The organism is Mycolicibacterium neworleansense, assembly GCF_001245615.1.
Lineage (GTDB): Bacteria > Actinomycetota > Actinomycetes > Mycobacteriales > Mycobacteriaceae > Mycobacterium > Mycobacterium neworleansense.
In genome coordinates, this window is record NZ_CWKH01000001.1 from 394,878 (window position 1) to 412,805 (window position 17,928).

The following is a 17,928-nucleotide window of genomic DNA, read 5'->3' on the forward strand; positions in this document are numbered from 1 at the left end:
TGGTGTCTCAGTGCGTCAGGACGGCATCGATGTCCACCGCCGAGGGGGCGCAGTTGCCGGCCCCGCGGACCAAGGTGGCCAGGGCTCCGGCCGCACAGGCACGCCGCAGGGCCGGCTCGTGGCCCGTGGTCCATCCGGCGGCCAGCACACCGGCGAACACGTCACCGGCCCCGGCGGTGTCCAGGGCGCGCACCGTCGGCGCCGGCACGTCGAAGCGTTCGTCAGCGCCGAGGTAACTGGCCCCGCGCGAGCCCCGGGTGATCACCAGGTGGCGCACCGGCCAATGCCACTCGGCCGCCTCGGACTCGTTCACCACCACCACGTCCACCAGCTCGGACAGGGCCAGCAGTTGGTGTGCGGCGGTGCCGGGCGGTGAGGCATTGAGCATCACGACGGCGCCGGCCGCGCGCGCGAGCCTGGCCGCCGCGATCGCCGTCGTCACCGGGATTTCCAACTGGATCAGGGTGACCTCGCTCCACACGATGGCCGAGCGGGCCGCCTCGGAGTCCACCTCGAGTCGGGCGTTGGCGCCCGGCGACACCACGATGCAGTTCTCCCCGACGGTGTCGACCAGGATCGCTGCCGACCCGCTCGATCCGGGCAACGATGTCACCGCGTCGGTCCCGACCCCGTTGACCCGGAGGTGCTCCCGCAGGGTGGTTGCGGCGGCATCGTCACCGACCGCTGCCACCAGCGCGACGTCGGCACCGGAGCGCGCGGCCGCCACCGCCTGGTTGCCGCCCTTGCCGCCGGGCGACGACGTGAGCGACGAGGCCAGCACGGTCTGGCCGGGACGAGGCAGATTGTTTACGACGAACGTCTGGTCAGCGTTGATACTCCCAACCACGCACACACGCGAAGCCGCCATAGTCGACAACGCTAAATCCTGCTGGGCGCTGACACGTGTCGAACCGCCTCAACACCTCCGATACCCTGGGACGATGAGCGTGCAGACACCGCCCGTCAGCGCCCCGCCGCACGACCTGCGCGAGCAGGTGCACGAGGCCGCGCGCCGGGCCCGCGTCGCGGCCCGAGTTCTGGGCACCCTGAGCGCCGAGACCAAGAACCGTGCGCTGCACGCCGCCGCCGACAGCGTGCTGGCCCACGTCCACGAGGTCCTGGCCGCCAATGCCGCCGATCTTGATGCCGCCAGGGAGGCGGGCACCCCCGAGGCGATGCTCGACCGCCTGGCACTCAACCCGCAGCGGATCGACGGCATCGCCGCCGGGCTGCGCCAGGTCGCCGGGCTGCCCGACCCGGTCGGCGAGGTGCTGCGTGGCCGCACCCTGCCCAACGGTCTGCAGCTGCGCCAGCAGCGGGTGCCGCTCGGCGTGGTCGGCATGGTCTACGAGGGCCGGCCCAACGTCACCGTGGACGCGTTCGGACTCACGCTCAAATCCGGCAATGCAGCGCTGCTACGCGGCAGCTCGTCCGCGGCCCGGTCCAACCAGGCTCTGGTGACGGCGCTGCGTTCGGCGCTGGCCTCGGTCGGGTTGCCGACCGACGCGGTGCACTTGCTGCCCAGCCATGACCGTGCCAGCGTGACCCACCTGATCCAGGCCCGCGGCCTGGTCGACGTGGTGATCCCGCGCGGGGGATCCGGCCTGATCGAGGCCGTGGTGCGTGACGCGCAGGTGCCCACGATCGAGACCGGTGTGGGCAATTGCCATGTGTACGTTCACTCCTCGGCTGACATCGACCTGGCCTGCAAGATCCTGCTGAACTCCAAGACCCGGCGTCCCAGCGTCTGCAATGCCGCCGAGACCCTGCTGGTGGACAAGGCACTTGAGGCGAGCGCGCTGCCGCGGCTGACCACCGCGCTGCGTGAGGCCGGTGTCACCGTGCACGCCGATCCCACCGACGAGGAGCTGCACACCGAGTTCCTCTCGATGGACATCGCCGTCGCCCTGGTGGACGGCGTCGACGGGGCCATCGCGCACATCAACGAGTACGGCACCGGGCACACCGAGGCCATCGTGACAACGGATCTTGCTGCGGCTCAGCGTTTCACCGAACAGGTGGATGCGGCCGCGGTGATGGTCAACGCGTCCACCGCGTTCACCGACGGAGAGCAGTTCGGTTTCGGCGCAGAGATCGGCATCTCCACCCAGAAGCTGCATGCCCGCGGACCGATGGGCCTGCCCGAACTGACCTCGACCAAATGGATCGTGTGGGGAGACGGTCAGACCCGCCCGGCCTAGGCGCCGACCAGATAGAGACCAGGAGACCACATGAGCGTGCCCGCTCGCCCCGCTCCGTTGTTCGCCGACATCGACGATGTCGCGCGGCGCCTGGCGGAAACCGGCTACCTGCCCGACACTGCCACCGCGACAGCGGTTTTCCTCGCCGACCGGCTCGGTAAGCCGCTGTTGGTGGAAGGGCCGGCGGGCGTCGGCAAGACCGAGCTGGCCCGCGCCGTCGCGGCGACCACCGGCTCCGAACTGGTGCGGCTGCAGTGCTACGAGGGTGTCGACGAAGCCCGGGCGCTCTACGAGTGGAATCACGCCAAGCAGATCCTGCGGATCCAGGCCGGGCAGAACGCCACCGGTGGCGACTGGGACCAGACCAAGATGGACGTGTTCAGCGAGGAGTTCCTGCTGACCCGGCCGCTGCTGACCGCGATCAAGCGCACCGACCCGACCGTGCTGCTCGTCGACGAGACCGACAAGGCCGACATCGAGATCGAGGGTCTGCTGTTGGAGGTGCTGTCCGACTTCGCGGTCACCGTCCCCGAACTCGGCACGATCACCGCCGAGCGGCCGCCGTTCGTGGTGCTCACCTCGAACGCCACGCGTGAGCTCTCCGAGGCGCTCAAGCGGCGCTGCCTGTTCCTGCACATCGATTTCCCGGATCCGGATCTGGAGCGCCGCATCCTGTTGTCGCGGGTGCCCGAGCTGCCCGAGCACATCGCAGGAGAACTGGTGCGGATCATCGGCGTGATGCGCGGCATGCAGCTCAAGAAGGTGCCGTCGGTCGCCGAGACCATCGACTGGGGCCGCACCGTGCTGGCGCTGGGCCTGGACACCGTCGATGACGAGATGATCGCCGCCACCCTCGGCGTGGTGCTCAAACACCAGTCCGACCAGCAGCGCGCGGCCGGCGAGCTCAGGCTGAACTGATGGTGCCCCGCCGGGTTCGACCGCCCCAGCCGCTGGCCCCGCACGGCCTGCCCGGGCACCTTGTCGAGTTCGTCGAAGCCCTTCGCGGGCAAGGAATCTCGGTCGGCCCGTCGGAAACCGTCGATGCCGGCCGGGTGATCACCGTGCTCGGTCTGGGCGATCGCGAAGCGCTGCGCGAGGGCATTGCCTGCGCGGTGCTGCGGCGTCCCGACCACCGCGAGACCTACGACGCGATGTTCGACCTGTTCTTCCCGGCGGCCCTCGGTGCGCGCACCGTGCTCCCGGATGAGGATGATGCCGGCGCCGGTGACCAGGACCGGCCGCAGCTGCCGCCCGAGGACATCGAGGCGATGCGCGACGCGCTGGTGCAGATGCTGGCCGACAACGAGGATCTGGCCAACCTCGATGACCGGATGGCGGCGATGATCGCGCGGATCGTCGAGGCCTACGGTCGCTACAACTCCAGCCGCGGCCCGTCGTACTCGTCGTATCAGGCGCTCAAGGCGATGAGCCTGGACGATCTGGAGGGCCGGCTGCTGGCCGGGCTGCTCGCCCCCTACGGGGACGAGCCCACCCCCACCCAGGAACAGATCGCCAAGGCCCTGGCCGCTCAGCGCATCTCCCAGCTGCGCAAGATGGTGGAGTCCGAGACCAAGCGGCGGACCGCCGAGCAGTTGGGCCGTGACCACGTGCAGATGTACGGGGTGCCGCAGCTGGCCGAGAACGTGGAGTTCCTGCGCGCCTCGGGTGAGCAGCTGCGTCAGATGCGCAAGACCGTGCAGCCGCTGGCGCGCACGTTGGCGACGCGGTTGGCGGCCCGTCGCCGCCGGTCCCGGTCCGGCGAGATCGACCTGCGCAAGACCCTGCGCAAGTCGATGTCCACCGGCGGGGTGCCGATCGACGTGGTGCTCAAGAAGCCGCATCCGGCGCGCCCCGAGCTCGTGGTGCTCTGCGACGTATCCGGATCGGTGGCCGGATTCAGCCACTTCACCCTGATGCTGGTCTCGGCGCTACGCCAGCAGTTCTCCCGGGTCCGCGTCTTCGCCTTCATCGACACCACCGACGAGGTCACCGAGATGTTCGGGCCCGAGGCCGACCTGGCGGTCGCGGTGCAGCGCATCACCCGTGAGGCGGGCGTCTACACCCGCGACGGGCACTCCGACTACGGGCACGCGTTCGTGTCGTTCCTGGACAAGTACCCCAACGTGCTGTCGCCGCGCAGCTCACTGCTGATCCTGGGTGACGGCCGGAACAACTACCGCAATCCCGAGACGGCGCTGCTGGCGCACATGGTGTCGGCCAGCCGCCACGCGCACTGGCTCAACCCGGAGCCCAAGCACCTGTGGGGCAGCGGGGATTCCGCGGTGCCCCGATATCTCGAGACCATCCCGATGCACGAGTGCCGATCGGCCAAACAGCTGGCCTCGGTGATCGACGGGTTGCTGCCGGTCTGAGCTCGTCAACGCTCCCGTAAGCTGCCTCTTTGTGGCAACACGGCGCAGATTGGGTGTGATGGGTGGGACGTTCGATCCCATCCACAACGGACACCTGGTCGCCGCCAGTGAGGTGGCCGACCTGTTCGACCTCGACGAAGTGGTTTTCGTCCCCACCGGCCAGCCGTGGCAGAAGCACGACCGGAAGGTCAGTGCGGCCGAGGACCGGTATCTGATGACGGTGATCGCGACCGCGTCCAACCCGCGCTTCTCGGTCAGCCGGGTCGACATCGATCGGGGCGGGGCGACATACACCAAGGACACCCTGCGTGACCTGCGTGATCTCAACGCCGGCACCGACCTCTACTTCATCACCGGAGCCGATGCCCTGGCATCGATCCTGTCCTGGCAGAACTGGGAGGATCTGTTTTCCATGGCGAGGTTCGTCGGCGTGAGCCGACCAGGCTACGAGCTGGACGGTGAACATATCGAGGCGGCGCTGCGTGAGCTGCCGCCGGACGCATTGACGTTGGTCGAGGTGCCCGCGCTGGCGATCTCGTCCAGCGACTGCCGCAAGCGGGCCTCCGAAGACCGGCCGATCTGGTACCTGGTGCCCGACGGTGTGGTGCAGTACGTGGCCAAACGCGGGTTGTATTCCGCAGACGGGAAGGGTGAACACACCATGGAGCCGGTTCGATGAGCGCCACCGAAGAGGCCGTCGCGATGGCGACGGTGGCCGCCAAGGCTGCCGCGGCCAAGCTGGCCGACGATGTCGTGGTCATCGACGTATCGGGTCAGTTGGTGATCACCGACTGCTTCGTGATCGCATCGGCCTCCAATGAGCGTCAGGTCAACGCGATCGTCGACGAGGTCGAGGAGAAGATGCGGCTGGCCGGGTACAAGCCCGCGCGCCGCGAGGGCACCCGGGAGGGCCGCTGGACGCTGCTCGACTACGTCGACATCGTCGTCCACATCCAGCACCAGGACGAGCGGGAGTTCTACGCGCTCGAACGGTTGTGGCGGGACTGCCCGACGATCCCGGTCGAGCTGGACAAGCCGGAGACCTCCGAGTGAGGGCGCGATGAGGGTCCGCCGCCTGGTCCTGCTGCGCCATGGCCAGACCGAGTACAACGCGGGTAGCCGGATGCAGGGCCAGCTCGACACCGAGTTGTCCGATCTGGGTCGCGACCAGGCTGCCGCGGCCGCCGATGTGCTGGGCAAGCGTCAGCCGCTGCTGATCGTGTCATCGGATCTCAAACGCGCCCTGGACACCGCGATGACCCTCGGCGACCGTGCCGGGATCGCGGTGCAGGTGGACAAGCGGTTGCGGGAGACACATCTGGGCGACTGGCAGGGCCTGACCCACCTTGAGGTGGACACGATGGCTCCCGGTGCCCGCGTGGCCTGGCGCGAGGACGCCCGGTGGGCGCCCCATGGCGGCGAGAGCCGGGTCGACGTGGCCGACCGCAGTATTCCCGTTGTCGCCGAACTTGTTGCCGGACAACCGGAGTGGGGCCTGGATGGCTCGGATCGCCCGGTGGTTCTGGTGGCCCACGGCGGGCTGATCGCGGCGCTGACCGCCGGGTTGCTCGGTCTGCCGGTGGACAACTGGCCGGTGCTGGGCGGCATGGGTAACGCCAGTTGGGTTCAGCTGTCCGGACATTCGGAAGACACCGCGGCGGATGGTGACGCGTTCGACGCCATCAAATGGCGGCTGGATGTGTGGAACGCCTCGGCACAGGTGGCCAACGATGTCCTCTGATCGCGGCTCGGCGGCCAGGCCGGTGCTGCTGGTCTTCGCCGACTCCCTGTCGTATTTCGGACCGACTGGCGGTCTGCCGTCGGACGATCCGCGGATCTGGCCCAATATCGTTGCCGAACAGTTGGGCTGGGACGTCGAGCTCATCGGCCGAATCGGCTGGACCTGCCGCGACGTGTGGTGGGCCGCGACCCAGGATCCGCGGTCCTGGGCGGCGTTGCCGCGAGCCGGTGCGGTCGTTTTCGCCACCAGCGGTATGGACTCGCTACCCTCGCCGCTGCCGACGGCGCTGCGGGAGCTGATCCGCTACATCCGCCCGGCCAGGTTGCGCCGGTGGGCGCGCGACGGTTACGGCTGGGTCCAGCCGCGGTTGTCGCCGATCGCCCGCTCCGCGCTGCCGCCGCACCTGACGGTCGAGTATCTGGAGATGACCCGCAACGCCATCGATTTCAACCGGCCGGGCATTCCGGTGGTGGCGTCGTTGCCGTCGGTGCACATCGCCGACACGTACGGCAAGGCTCATCACGGGCGTGAGCCCACCGTCAAGGCGATCACGGCCTGGGCCGCCGAACACGACGTGGCGTTGGTGGACCTCAAGGCCGCAGTGGCCGACGAGGTGCTCAGCGGGCGCGGCAATCCCGACGGCATCCACTGGAATTTCGAAGCGCACCGGGCGGTGGCCGAGCTGATGCTCAAGGGTCTGGCCGATGCTGGTGTGCCGCAACTGGATTCCGCCGACTGACGATGGCGGTCATGATAGTGACCGACTCGACGTCGCGGTTGCGATCCGAGTTGTGTGAGCAGTGGGGGATCCGGCAGGTGCCGTTGCACATCCTCGATGACGGTGATGACTGGCGCGACGGCGTTGACCCGTTGCCGCCGCAGATCTATGAGAGGGCACGGGTCACGACGTCCGGGGCCTCGCCGGCCGATCTCTCCGAGACGTATCAGCAGGCGCTGGCCGACAGCGGCGGTGACGGTGTTGTCGCGGTGCATATTTCGGCCGCGCTTTCGAGCACCTACAGCACCGCTGCGGCGACGGCCCGGGAGATCGGACCGGCCGTGCGGGTGGTCAACTCACGCGCGGCGGCGATGGGGGTTGGTTTCGTCGCCCTGGCTGCCGCGGAAGCGGCACAGCGCGGCGAGCCGCTCGACGCTGTCGAAGCCGCGGCTCGGGCCGCGATACCGCGCGGGCAGGCGTTCATCGTCGTGCACCGGCTCGACAATCTGCGGCGCAGCGGCCGTATCGGTGCGGCGGCATCGTGGCTGGGCACCGCACTGTCGCTCAAGCCGCTGCTGCGCCTCGACGTGGACGGCCGGCTGGTGCTTTCACAGCGCATCCGCACGATATCGAAAGCGCATGCGGCACTTGTCGATCAGATCGCCGACGCGGCCGGAGAGCGCGCCGTCAGCGTGGTGGTGCACCACGTCGACAACCCCGACGGTGCCGAGGAGATCGCCGCGGCGCTCACCGACCGGCTGCCGCACCTGAAGTCGCTGTCGGTGGCGGACATGGGTGCGGTGCTCGCGGTGCATGTCGGTGGCGGCGCGGTCGGTGCGTGCATCACCGTTGAGGACGCTTAGCCGGTCCCTCGCCTGCCGAGGCCGATTTCTACCTCAGGGCTGTGGATCGACGGGTGCGCACAACCGTCAGGCAGAAAACGATGCCACCGCAGGGCGCTCAGCCCTAGCCGGCGAAGCGCCCGGTGATCGGCGGCAGATCCTTGAGCGTGAGGATTCCGGGTGGCGCGGCCACCACCGCGGGCACCGCGTTGGTGACCGGCAGCGCGGTGTAGATCATGCCCAGCCCGTTGAGGCTGACCTCGCTCCAGTCCTTCGAGGGCAGGCAGTAGACAACCGTGCGCATGTTGGGCACGCCGAACACCTGGATCACGTGACCGTGCGCCACCGGCTTCGGCGGGGTGACGTGATTGCCCATGATCCAGTTGAACCCGACGCTGACCACGTTCTTGTCGCCCACCCAGCCACGGTGGTAGCCGAACACGCTGGCCACCGTTCCCTTGGGGATCTGCATGAACCCCAGGTCGGAATCATCGGTGGCCGCGGTGAACTGGACGTCGAAGGTGATCCGGTCGAGCTCCGCGCCGACGGCGTCGGCCATCATCGCGGCCGACTCGGCGAACACCTCGCTCTCGCGACGCACGCTCTCGGCCAGACCGGGGGTCTCCGGGTCCTGGCCGAAGCCCATCGCGGCCATGGTGCCCGCCGATTCGTAGACCCCGCAGTCGACCGACTCGGTGATGCGAATCTCGTCGACGCTCTCGCACGCGCTGGACAGCACCATGCCCATCATGTTCGTCAGGCCGGGGTGCGCACCGCTACCGAAGATCGTGGAATTGCCTGCCTGGCAAGCCTTCTGGATCCGTTCCAAGTCTTCAGGGGTCTGCTTGCCGCCGGTGATCCAGGCCGCGGTGGAACACACGTTGACCCCGGCCTCCAGCAATGCGACGAGTTCGTCGACGCTGGGCCAGATGGGGTTGTAGCAACAGGCGTCGGGTTTCAGCGCGATCAGTGCGTCGATGTCGTTGGTGGCCTTGATGCCGGTGGGCTCCGGCCAGCCGGCCAGGTCCGCGGCGTCGACGCCGACCTTGTCGGCGCTGTACGCGTACACGCCGACCAATTCCATGTCGTCGCGGCCGATGATCGCGTGGAGCGAGCGTCGTCCGATGTTGCCGGTGGTCCACTGGATGACCCGGATCGGCTTACCCGCTGCGGTCATGGTCGTCTCCTCTTCGAGCCCTGCGGTGGACTCTAGACACTATCGGTGAGTTGTTCACTCGCGGTAGGCACACCACCGTCGCACAATCGAATTGCGGGGCGAGCTTGCCCCGCCAAGCCATGAATCGAGGTCGGATCATGGACATGCTCTACACGTTCGCAACGGCCGGCGCCGCCGCCGTCGCCCTGCTCTGGCTCGGCATGAACAACATCCGCGTGGTCAGGCAGTTCGAGCGGGGTGTGGTATTCCGGTTCGGCCGGGTCCAGGAGAACGTCCGCCAGCCCGGATTGACCATGCTGGTTCCCGTCGCCGACCGGCTGCAGAAGGTCAACATGCAGATCATCACGATGCCGGTGCCCGCGCAGGACGGCATCACCCGCGACAACGTCACCGTCCGGGTCGATGCGGTCATCTACTTCAACGTGATCGACCCGGTCCGGGCCGTGGTCGACGTCCAGGACTACATGTCGGCGATCGGCCAGGTGGCGCAGACCTCCCTGCGGTCGATCATCGGCAAGAGCAATCTGGATGACCTCCTGTCCAACCGGGAGCGGCTCAACCAGGGTCTCGAACTGCTCATCGACAACCCCGCGGTGGGCTGGGGGATACACATCGACCGGGTCGAGATCAAAGACGTCGTACTGCCGGATTCGATGAAGCGGTCGATCGCGCGCCAGGCCGAGGCGGAACGTGAGCGGCGGGCCCGCGTCATCACCGCCGACGGCGAACTGCAGGCATCGGAGAAACTCGCCGCGGCCGCCGACGTGATGGCCGCCGAGCCCGCGGCCCTGCAGCTGCGACTGCTGGAGACCGTGGTCGAAGTGGCCGCCGAGAAGAACTCCACGGTGGTGCTGCCGTTCCCGGTGGAGCTGCTGCGCTACCTGGAACGGACCACACCCAAGCAGCCCCCGACCCCCGCGGTGGGGTAGTAATCCACAACGCGAGATTCATCCACAGCCAGTCGGTGACGAGGGCCCGCGAGCCCGGAATCGTCGCGACCCGCACCTACCGTCGCGGGCATGGGAACCGAATTGTCGGTGGAGCGGCTCCGTCGTCTGGGAGGCAGCCGTCCGGGCGGCACGGACGACACCGACGCCGAGGGTGACGGCGCGCCGGACCGCGACACCGCATCCGAGAGCGCGCTGTCGAGATGGCTGCCCGATACGGCGCCGGGGGAAGGCCGGGGGTGGTTGGCTGCCGTGCGGGCAGACCCCGGCCGCGCCGGGGCACTCGCGCTGGCCGGGGTCGGGGTGCTGGCCGTCCTGGTCACCGTCTTCGCCCTGATCCGCCAGCAGCCGCCGCCGGTCGCTTCGGCGAATCTCCCACCGGTGCAGATGGTTTCGTCGGCGGCGCCGCCGCCGGCCGGCAATGCCCCGGGTGGCCAGGTGGTGGTCAGCGTGGTCGGCCTGGTGCACAAGCCGGGTCTGGTCACCCTGCAGTCCGGGGCGCGGATTGCCGACGCGCTGCAAGCCGCAGGCGGGCCGCTCGAGGGGGCTGACCTGATCGGCTTGAACATGGCCCGCCGGGTCGGGGACGGTGAGCAGATCGTCGTCGGCATCGACGCCCCCGCGGGTCAGCCGGCGACCATGGGCAGCTCGGTCGCCGGCGATGCGGCGGTCACCCCGCCACCCGGCACCCCGGCCGCCGGCACACCGGCCGGGCCGGTCGACCTCAACACCGCGTCCGTCGAGGACCTCGACGCGCTGCCCGGTATCGGCCCGGTGACCGCCGAGGCGATCGTGGCCTGGCGGGTCGCGCACGGCCGGTTCGACAGTGTCGATCAGCTTGGCGACGTCGACGGCATCGGCCCTGCGCGGCTGGAGAAACTGCGTGAGCTGGTCCGGGCGTGAGGGGCCGGGAGGGGACGGATGGGCCGATGAGCGGTCGCTGGATCTGCGGATGGTCCCAGCCGCCCTGACGGCGTGGTCGGTGTCGGCGGCGGGCATCGTCTGGCATCCCGGGGCCGCGGTGGTGGTGGGCCTCGGCGCGGTCGCTTTGACCTGGCTGGCTGCGCGGTCCGGTGGTGGGATGGCCGCCGATCAGCGACCGGTCGCGGCCGCGGTGCTGGCGGTGGCGGCCGTGGCCGCCGGGTTCGCGATGGCAGTCGGACTTCGCGTGCATCAGGTCGAGAATCATCCGATCGGTCGGCTCTATGGCGGCCAGGCGAGGGTCGAGGTCCTTCCCGAGGAGACCCCGCGGGTGGTCAACGGTGGGCGGCTGATGTTCCGCGCCGCGCTGCGCCAGGTCGACGAGGTCCCGATGACGGGCCGGGTCCTGGTGTTCGCCTCGTCGTCGTTCGGTCAGGCCGGGCCCGGGCGGCCGGTACGATTTCGGGCCGCCGTGGGGCGCCCCGGCCGCCAGGACCTGACGGTGGCCGTGCTCGCGGCATCGGGTCAGCCGTCGCTGGGGGAGGCCTCGGCAGTGCAGCGCATCGCCGGGCAGATCCGTTCGGGCTTCGCGGAATCGGCGCGGGCGGCGCTACCGGCCGATCAGGCCGGCATGCTGCCGGCACTCGTGCTCGGGGACACCTCGGCGGTCACCGCGACCACCACGGCGCAGTTCCGTACCGCCGGCCTGACCCATCTGACGGCGGTGTCGGGAGCCAACGTGACGATCGTGTGCGGCGCGCTGCTGCTGAGTGCCGCGCTGGTCGGGCCGAGAGCAGCCGCGCTGCTGGCCGGTGCCGGGCTGGTCGGGTTCGTCATCGTCGTGCAGCCATCGGCCAGCGTGCTGCGGGCCGCGGTGATGGGGGCGGTGACCCTGCTGGCGGTGTTGACCCACCGACGGCGGCAAGCCGTGCCCGCGCTGGCGGCCAGTGTGATCGTGTTGATGATCGCGGCCCCCGAACTGGCGGTCGATGTCGGGTTCGCGCTGTCGGTGTGCGCGACGGCCGGGATCGTCGTCCTGGCTCCGGTGTGGTCGGGCCGGCTGCAGGCCCGTGGCTGGCCGCGCCCGGTGGCGGCGGCGGTCAGCGTAGCGGTGGTGGCCCAGTTGGTCACGGCGCCACTGGTGGCCGGGATCTCGGGAACCGTCAGCCTGGTGGCCGTGGCTGCCAATCTTGCTGTGGCCGGGGTGATTCCGCCCATCACGGTTCTCGGCACCGCGGCGGCGGTGTGCTCGGGGATCTGGCCGGGCGGGGCGCAGCTGCTGATCCGGTTCACCGGACCCGAGCTGTGGTGGCTGTTGTCGGTGGCGCGGTGGGCCTCGGCGCTGCCCGCGGCCGCGCTGCCATCGCCCTCGGGTGTGGCCGGCGTGGTGTCGGTGGCGCTGGGCGGGGTGGCGTTGACGGTGCTGTGGCGGCTGCGCTGGGTGCGTCGCGGGCTGGCCGTGCTGGTGGTCGGCCTGCTGGCCTGGGCGCTGGCGGGCCAGGTGGTCGGCGCTGTCGGGTCGGCGTGACACGATCATCGTGTGAGTCAACAGATCGACGGTCTGCACCTGGTTCTGGGCGATGAGGAACTGCTGGTCGAACGAGCGGTCGGGGCGGTGCTGCGGGCGCTGCGTGAGCAGGCCGGATCCGACGACGTTCCGGTGGACCGGATGCGGGCCGGTGAGGTCAGCACCAGTGAGCTCGCCGAGCTGCTGAGCCCGTCGCTGTTCGCCGAAGAACGCCTGGTGGTGCTGGAGGCCGCCGCCGAGGCGGGCAAGGATGCCGTCGCCCTCATCGCCTCGGCCGCAGCCGATCTGCCTCCCGGCACGGTGCTGGTCGTCGTCCACTCCGGCGGCGGGCGGGCCAAGGCGCTGGCTGACCAGTTGAAAAAGCTTGGCGCACAGGTGCATCCGTGCTCGCGCATCACCAAGCCCGCCGAGCGTGCGGATTTCGTGCGGGCCGAGTTCCGCCAGTTGCGGGCCAAGGTGTCCGACGACACGGTCACCGCGGTACTGGATGCGGTCGGCTCGAACATCCGCGAGCTCGCCGCGGTGTGCTCGCAGCTGGTGGCCGATACCGCCGGGCAGGTCGACGCGGTCGCGGTGCGCCGCTATCACAGCGGCAAGGCCGAGGTGAAGGGCTTCGACATCGCGGACAAGGCGGTCACCGGAGATGTCGCGGGCGCCGCCGAAGCGTTGCGTTGGGCGATGCTGGCCGGGGAGCCACAAGTGGTGTTGGCCGATGCGCTGGCCGAGGCCGTGCACACGATCGCACGGGTGGGGCCGTTGTCGGGGGATCCGTACCGGCTGGCCGGTGAGTTGGGGATGCCGCCGTGGCGGGTGCAGAAGGCGCAGAAGCAGGCGCGGCGATGGTCACGCGACTCGGTGGCCGAGGCGATGCGGGTGGTCGCCACCCTCAATGCAGACGTAAAGGGCGCAGCGGCAGATGCCGACTACGCCCTTGAGACAGCGGTGCGCCGGGTGGCGGAACTCGCCACCCGGTGAACCGGAAAAGCTAGCGGATCAAACCCGGAGGGTCAGAGCTTGTTCAGCGCCAGGGCCAGAGCCGACTTCTTGTTGGCGGCCTGGTTGGCGTGGATGACGCCCTTGCTGGCGGCCTTGTCGAGCTTGCGGCTGGTCGACACCAGCAACTCGGCGGCCTTGTCCTTCTCGCCCGCCTCGACGGCCTCGCGGAAGCTGCGCACAGCCGTACGCAGCGACGACTTCACCGACTGGTTACGCAGCCGACGACGCTCGTTGGTGAGGATGCGCTTTTCCTGCGACTTGATGTTGGCCACGTAAAAATTCCTTCGTAATTCTCTAGCTGGGGTTACCGAAGTCTGGGTGCGCACACCCGCACTGCGGGCAGCGACTGTTCAGGGTACCAGCGAGGCGTCCGAACTCCCAAAGCGGTGCAGCGGAAACGTCGGGCGCCCGCGGCTCGTTTTTCCACCCTCATACCACTTCAATCGCCCTTTGGCCTGCCGAAACGGGCTGCGCCGTTGAACCGGCGAAACGTCCGAAGGTGGGGCAGCATGATGGGGGTGAGCCTGAAAACCGTCCGTACCCAAGGTGCCGAGTCGAACGGGTCGAGGCCGGCCTCGCAACGGGCGGCGTCCTCGCGGCGCGCCAAGCATCAGGGCATCTTCGACGGCTACAACCAGCTGGGCCGCTACTCGCAGGCCTTCGACGAGATGTTCGATGCCTCTGGCAACGTACGCGGACCCTACAAGGGCATCTTTGCCGAGCTTGCTCCGTCGGACGCATCGGAGCTGCGATCGCGCTCGGATGCGCTGGGCCGCGCGTTCATCGATCAGGGCATCACCTTCTCGCTGTCCGGCCAGGAGCGGCCGTTCCCGCTCGACCTGGTGCCGCGGGTGATCTCGGCCGCCGAATGGTCCCGGCTGGAACGCGGCATCACCCAACGGGTCAAGGCGCTGGAGATGTACCTCGACGACATCTACGGCGAGCAGGAGATCCTGCGCGACGGCGTGATCCCGCGCCGGTTGGTGACCTCGTGTGAGCACTTCCACCGCGAGGCGGCGGGCATCGTCCCGCCCAACGGGGTGCGCATCCACGTCGCCGGTATCGACCTGATCCGCGATGACAAGGGCGACTTCCGGGTGCTCGAGGACAATCTGCGATCGCCTTCGGGGGTGTCCTACGTGATGGAGAACCGGCGCACCATGGCGCGAGTCTTCCCGAACCTGTTCGCCACCCACCGCGTGCGCGCGGTCGGCGACTACTCGTCGCACCTGCTGCGGGCGCTGCGCAATGCCGCACCCACCAACGTCGCCGACCCCACCGTCGTGGTGCTCACGCCCGGGGTCTACAACTCGGCCTACTTCGAGCACTCGCTGCTGGCCCGCCAGATGGGCGTCGAACTGGTCGAGGGCCGTGACCTGTTCTGCCGCGACAACGCCGTCTACATGCGCACCACCGAAGGCGAGCGCCAGGTCGACGTCATCTACCGCCGCATCGATGACGCGTTTCTGGACCCGATGCAGTTCCGGCCCGACTCGGTGCTCGGGGTGGCCGGCCTGCTCAACGCCGCGCGCGCGGGCAACGTGGTGATCTCCAGCGCGGTCGGCAACGGGGTCGGCGACGACAAGCTCGTCTACACCTATGTGCCCACCATCATCGAGTACTACCTGGGCGAGAAGCCGGTCCTGGCCAACGTCGACACCTACCGCTGTTGGTTGGACACCGAACGCGAAGAGGTGCTCGACCGGATCGACGAACTCGTCATCAAACCGGTCGAGGGTTCGGGCGGCTACGGCATCGTCTTCGGCCCCGACGCTTCGGACAAGGAGCTGGCGGCGATCTCCAAGAAGATCCGTGCCGATCCGCGCGGCTGGATCGCCCAGCCGGTGATGCAACTGTCCACGGTGCCCACCCAGATCGATGACAAGCTGGCGCCCCGGCACGTGGATCTGCGTCCGTTCGCGGTCAACGACGGCAACGACGTCTGGGTGCTGCCCGGCGGGCTGACCCGGGTGGCGCTGCCGGAAGGGTCCCTCGTGGTCAATTCCAGCCAGGGCGGCGGTTCGAAGGACACCTGGGTGCTGGCAACGCGGACGTCGGCGGCCGACCGCGAGCTGGCCGCGGCCGAGGTGGTGCGGTCGCTGCCAAAATCCGCCAAAGGGCCCAAAAGCGACGGCGCGCCGGACGGTTCGTCGTCACAACAGCAGCAGTAGCAGGGGGTGGGCGGAAGATGCTGGCGCGCAATGCCGAGTCGTTGTATTGGATCGGACGGTATGTGGAACGGGCCGATGACACCGCTCGCATCCTCGATGTGACGGTGCATCAGCTGTTGGAGGACTCCAGCGTCGACCCGGATGTCGCCTCGCGCACCCTGCTGCGGGTGCTCGGTATCGATCCGCCGGCGCGGCGCCTGGATGTGTGGTCGTTGACCGACATCGTGGCGTTCAGTCGTGACAGCGGCGGCAATTCGATCGTCGACTCGATATCGGCCGCACGGGAGAATGCCCGCGGTGCCCGGGAGGTCACCTCGACCGAGATCTGGGAGTGCCTCAACACCACCTACAACGCGCTGGCCGAGCGCGAGCGTGCGGCCAAACGTCTGGGCCCCCACGAGTTTCTGTCGTATGTCGAGGGGCGCGCGGCGATGTTCGCCGGGCTGGCCGATTCGACGTTGAGCCGCGACGACGGCTACCGGTTCATGGTGCTGGGCCGCGCCATCGAGCGGGTCGACATGACGGTGCGGCTGCTGCTGTCGCGGGTGGGGGACAGCGGGTCATCGCCGGCCTGGGTCACGTTGTTGCGCTCAGCGGGTGCCCACGACACGTATCTGCGTACCTACCGCGGGGTGCTCGACGCCGGGCGGGTGGTCGAGTTCATGTTGCTGGACCGGCTGTTCCCGCGATCGATCTTCTATTCGTTGCGGTTGGCCGAGCACAGCCTCGACGAGTTGCTCAACCGGCCGCACAGCCGGCTGGGCGCCACCGCGGAGGCGCAGCGGCTGCTGGGCCGGGCCCGCAGCGAGCTGGAGTTCCTGCAGCCGGGCGCGGTGCTCGAATCCCTGGACGCCCGGCTGGCCGGGCTGCAGAAAACCTGCCGTGATGTCGGAGAAGCGTTGGCGTTGCAGTACTTCCACTCCGCACCGTGGGTGGCGTGGACCGATGCCGGGCACGGGGATGCGGTTGTGATCGAGGAAGGCGAGGTCTAGATGTGGCGGCTACGGGTGGTGCACTCCACGGGATACGCCTACAAGTCGGCGGTGACCGCGTCCTTCAACGAGGCCCGGCTGACGCCGCGTTCTGATTCGCGGCAGAACGTGATCCTTAACCGGGTCGAGACCATTCCGGCCACCCGGTCCTATCGGTATGTCGACTACTGGGGCACGGCGGTCACGGCGTTCGATCTGCACGCCCCGCACACCGAGTTGGAGGTCTCGGCGTCGTCGGTGGTCGAGACGGAGCCCGCCGAGAAACCCGAGGAGTTGGTGGGCTGGGATGATCTGGGCTCGGAGGCCGTCGTCGACCGGTTCGACGAGGTGCTCAGTCCCACGCACTACACCCCGCGCAGCAGGCGCATCGCGCGCGTCGGGCGGCAGATCGCCAAGGACCACGACCCGTTCGAGGCGGTGACCGCGGTGGCGCAGTGGGTACGCAGTGAGCTGGAGTACGTGGCGGGCACCACCGGGGTGCACTCCTCGGGCCTGGACGCCCTGCGTGAGGGCAAAGGGGTATGCCAGGACTTCGCCCACCTGTCGCTGATCATGTTGCGGTCCATGGGAATTCCGGCCAGGTACGTGTCGGGTTATCTGCATCCGACCCGCGAGGCGGTGGTGGGGGACACGATCGACGGGCAGAGTCACGCCTGGATCCAGGCGTGGACCGGCGGCTGGTGGCACTACGACCCGACCAACGACAGCGAGATCACCGAGCAGTACGTCAGCGTCGGGGTGGGCCGGGACTACTCGGATGTGGCGCCGCTCAAGGGGATCTATTCGGGGGAGGGGTCGACAGACCTCGACGTGGTCGTGGAGGTCACCCGCCTGGCTTGACGCGGCCGGCGCCGGCGCGACCCAGGTTGCGGAAGCCGGGGTGCACGTGCGGCGTCAGCCCCTGCTGGTCGGCGACGATCTGCAGCAGGGTGTGCAGGTCGTCGCGTTGTTTGGCGTCGAGCCCCGCGGTCATCCCTTCGTCATGCCGCCGCGCCAGCTCACCGATGCGGCGTAGCGCCTTTTTGCCTGCGGCGCTGAGGAACAACGCATGGAGACGGCGGTCGTCGGGGTTGCGGCGGCGCTCGACGTAGCCGCGGTCCTCCAGATCGTCGACGTAGCTGACGACGCGACTGGGCAGCAGGCTCAGTTGGGTGCTCAGAGACTGTTGGCTGAGCCCGGGCTGGGCGCCGATGGCGCGCAGGATGCCGGCGTGGGGCGGGGTGAGCTCGAGGGTTGCCATCTGCTCGGCGAACTGTGTCGCGGCCCGGTGGCCGAGTTGCGCCAAGAGAAATGCCACGGTGTCGGGCCGCCCGTTTTCCACG

19 protein-coding genes are annotated in these 17,928 nt (G+C 69.0%); 15 read left to right on the forward strand and 4 right to left on the reverse strand.

The features are described from left to right. Positions 1-7: 7 nt before the first annotated feature. The gene (locus tag BN2156_RS01840; RefSeq protein ID WP_090509625.1) at positions 8-868 is read right to left on the reverse strand and encodes a ribokinase; all 861 of its coding nucleotides are present in this window, start codon (positions 866-868) and stop codon (positions 8-10) included. 73 nt (positions 869-941) lie between these two features. On the opposite strand from BN2156_RS01840, the gene BN2156_RS01845 reads away from it, so the two are divergent. The 8 genes from BN2156_RS01845 to BN2156_RS01880 are packed head-to-tail and all read left to right on the forward strand — an operon-like array spanning position 942 to position 7,895. Then, positions 942-2,201, forward strand: a complete 1,260-nt coding sequence (locus tag BN2156_RS01845; RefSeq protein ID WP_090509627.1) for a glutamate-5-semialdehyde dehydrogenase — start codon at positions 942-944, stop codon at positions 2,199-2,201. A 30-nt stretch (positions 2,202-2,231) separates the two neighbouring features. Further along, positions 2,232-3,119, forward strand: coding sequence for an AAA family ATPase (locus tag BN2156_RS01850; RefSeq protein ID WP_090509629.1), 888 nt, complete (start codon positions 2,232-2,234; stop codon positions 3,117-3,119). Then, entirely contained in the window at positions 3,119-4,573 is a 1,455-nt protein-coding gene (locus BN2156_RS01855) for a vWA domain-containing protein (RefSeq protein ID WP_090509632.1), read from the forward strand. Before BN2156_RS01850 ends, BN2156_RS01855 begins: the two co-directional genes overlap by 1 nt. Before the next feature lie 49 nt (positions 4,574-4,622). Beyond that, the gene (gene nadD / locus BN2156_RS01860; RefSeq protein WP_264035274.1) at positions 4,623-5,252 is read left to right on the forward strand and encodes a nicotinate-nucleotide adenylyltransferase; all 630 of its coding nucleotides are present in this window, start codon (positions 4,623-4,625) and stop codon (positions 5,250-5,252) included. After that, the gene (rsfS, locus tag BN2156_RS01865; protein ID WP_090509637.1) at positions 5,249-5,626 is read left to right on the forward strand and encodes a ribosome silencing factor; all 378 of its coding nucleotides are present in this window, start codon (positions 5,249-5,251) and stop codon (positions 5,624-5,626) included. The genes nadD and rsfS overlap by 4 nt, the downstream gene beginning before the upstream one ends. Before the next feature lie 7 nt (positions 5,627-5,633). After that, entirely contained in the window at positions 5,634-6,314 is a 681-nt protein-coding gene (gene gpgP, locus BN2156_RS01870; RefSeq protein ID WP_090509639.1) for a glucosyl-3-phosphoglycerate phosphatase, read from the forward strand. Next, on the forward strand, positions 6,304-7,053 hold the full coding sequence (octT, locus tag BN2156_RS01875) for a diglucosylglycerate octanoyltransferase (RefSeq protein ID WP_090509642.1): 750 nt from the start codon (positions 6,304-6,306) through the stop codon (positions 7,051-7,053). The genes gpgP and octT overlap by 11 nt, the downstream gene beginning before the upstream one ends. Positions 7,054-7,055: 2 nt before the next feature. Continuing rightward, the gene (locus tag BN2156_RS01880) at positions 7,056-7,895 is read left to right on the forward strand and encodes a DegV family protein (RefSeq protein WP_090509645.1); all 840 of its coding nucleotides are present in this window, start codon (positions 7,056-7,058) and stop codon (positions 7,893-7,895) included. 103 nt (positions 7,896-7,998) lie between these two features. On the opposite strand, the gene BN2156_RS01885 is transcribed toward BN2156_RS01880, so the two are convergent. Continuing rightward, positions 7,999-9,051, reverse strand: a complete 1,053-nt coding sequence (locus tag BN2156_RS01885; protein ID WP_090509648.1) for an NAD(P)H-dependent amine dehydrogenase family protein — start codon at positions 9,049-9,051, stop codon at positions 7,999-8,001. A 137-nt stretch (positions 9,052-9,188) separates the two neighbouring features. Between BN2156_RS01885 and BN2156_RS01890 the strand changes: the two genes are divergently transcribed. The 4 genes from BN2156_RS01890 to holA all read left to right on the forward strand — a co-directional run bounded on the left by BN2156_RS01890 (position 9,189) and on the right by holA (position 13,422). Then, positions 9,189-9,980 (forward strand): SPFH domain-containing protein, encoded by a 792-nt coding sequence (locus BN2156_RS01890; protein ID WP_090515341.1) that lies wholly within the window; start codon positions 9,189-9,191, stop codon positions 9,978-9,980. Between the two features lie 90 nt (positions 9,981-10,070). Beyond that, on the forward strand, positions 10,071-10,901 hold the full coding sequence (locus BN2156_RS01895; RefSeq protein ID WP_090509651.1) for a ComEA family DNA-binding protein: 831 nt from the start codon (positions 10,071-10,073) through the stop codon (positions 10,899-10,901). 49 nt (positions 10,902-10,950) lie between these two features. Then, positions 10,951-12,447: a ComEC/Rec2 family competence protein gene (locus tag BN2156_RS01900; protein ID WP_090515342.1), complete on the forward strand. Its 1,497-nt coding sequence runs from the start codon at positions 10,951-10,953 to the stop codon at positions 12,445-12,447. Positions 12,448-12,459: 12 nt separating this feature from the next. Continuing rightward, positions 12,460-13,422, forward strand: a complete 963-nt coding sequence (holA, locus tag BN2156_RS01905; RefSeq protein ID WP_090509653.1) for a DNA polymerase III subunit delta — start codon at positions 12,460-12,462, stop codon at positions 13,420-13,422. 32 nt (positions 13,423-13,454) lie between these two features. On the opposite strand, the gene rpsT is transcribed toward holA, so the two are convergent. Continuing rightward, positions 13,455-13,715, reverse strand: a complete 261-nt coding sequence (rpsT, locus tag BN2156_RS01910; RefSeq protein ID WP_003879693.1) for a 30S ribosomal protein S20 — start codon at positions 13,713-13,715, stop codon at positions 13,455-13,457. Between the two features lie 345 nt (positions 13,716-14,060). On the opposite strand from rpsT, the gene BN2156_RS01915 reads away from it, so the two are divergent. Genes BN2156_RS01915 through BN2156_RS01925 form a run of 3 tightly spaced genes read left to right on the forward strand, consistent with a single transcriptional unit; the run spans position 14,061 to position 17,446 of the window. Next, positions 14,061-15,614 (forward strand): circularly permuted type 2 ATP-grasp protein, encoded by a 1,554-nt coding sequence (locus BN2156_RS01915; protein WP_090515344.1) that lies wholly within the window; start codon positions 14,061-14,063, stop codon positions 15,612-15,614. Positions 15,615-15,631: 17 nt separating this feature from the next. Continuing rightward, positions 15,632-16,606: an alpha-E domain-containing protein gene (locus BN2156_RS01920; protein WP_090509655.1), complete on the forward strand. Its 975-nt coding sequence runs from the start codon at positions 15,632-15,634 to the stop codon at positions 16,604-16,606. After that, entirely contained in the window at positions 16,607-17,446 is an 840-nt protein-coding gene (locus BN2156_RS01925; protein ID WP_090509658.1) for a transglutaminase family protein, read from the forward strand. Here BN2156_RS01925 and BN2156_RS01930 read toward each other — a convergent pair. Further along, positions 17,430-17,927, reverse strand: a complete 498-nt coding sequence (locus BN2156_RS01930; RefSeq protein WP_090509661.1) for a MarR family winged helix-turn-helix transcriptional regulator — start codon at positions 17,925-17,927, stop codon at positions 17,430-17,432. The two genes, BN2156_RS01925 and BN2156_RS01930, sit on opposite strands and share 17 nt — an antisense overlap. Position 17,928: the final 1 nt, after the last annotated feature.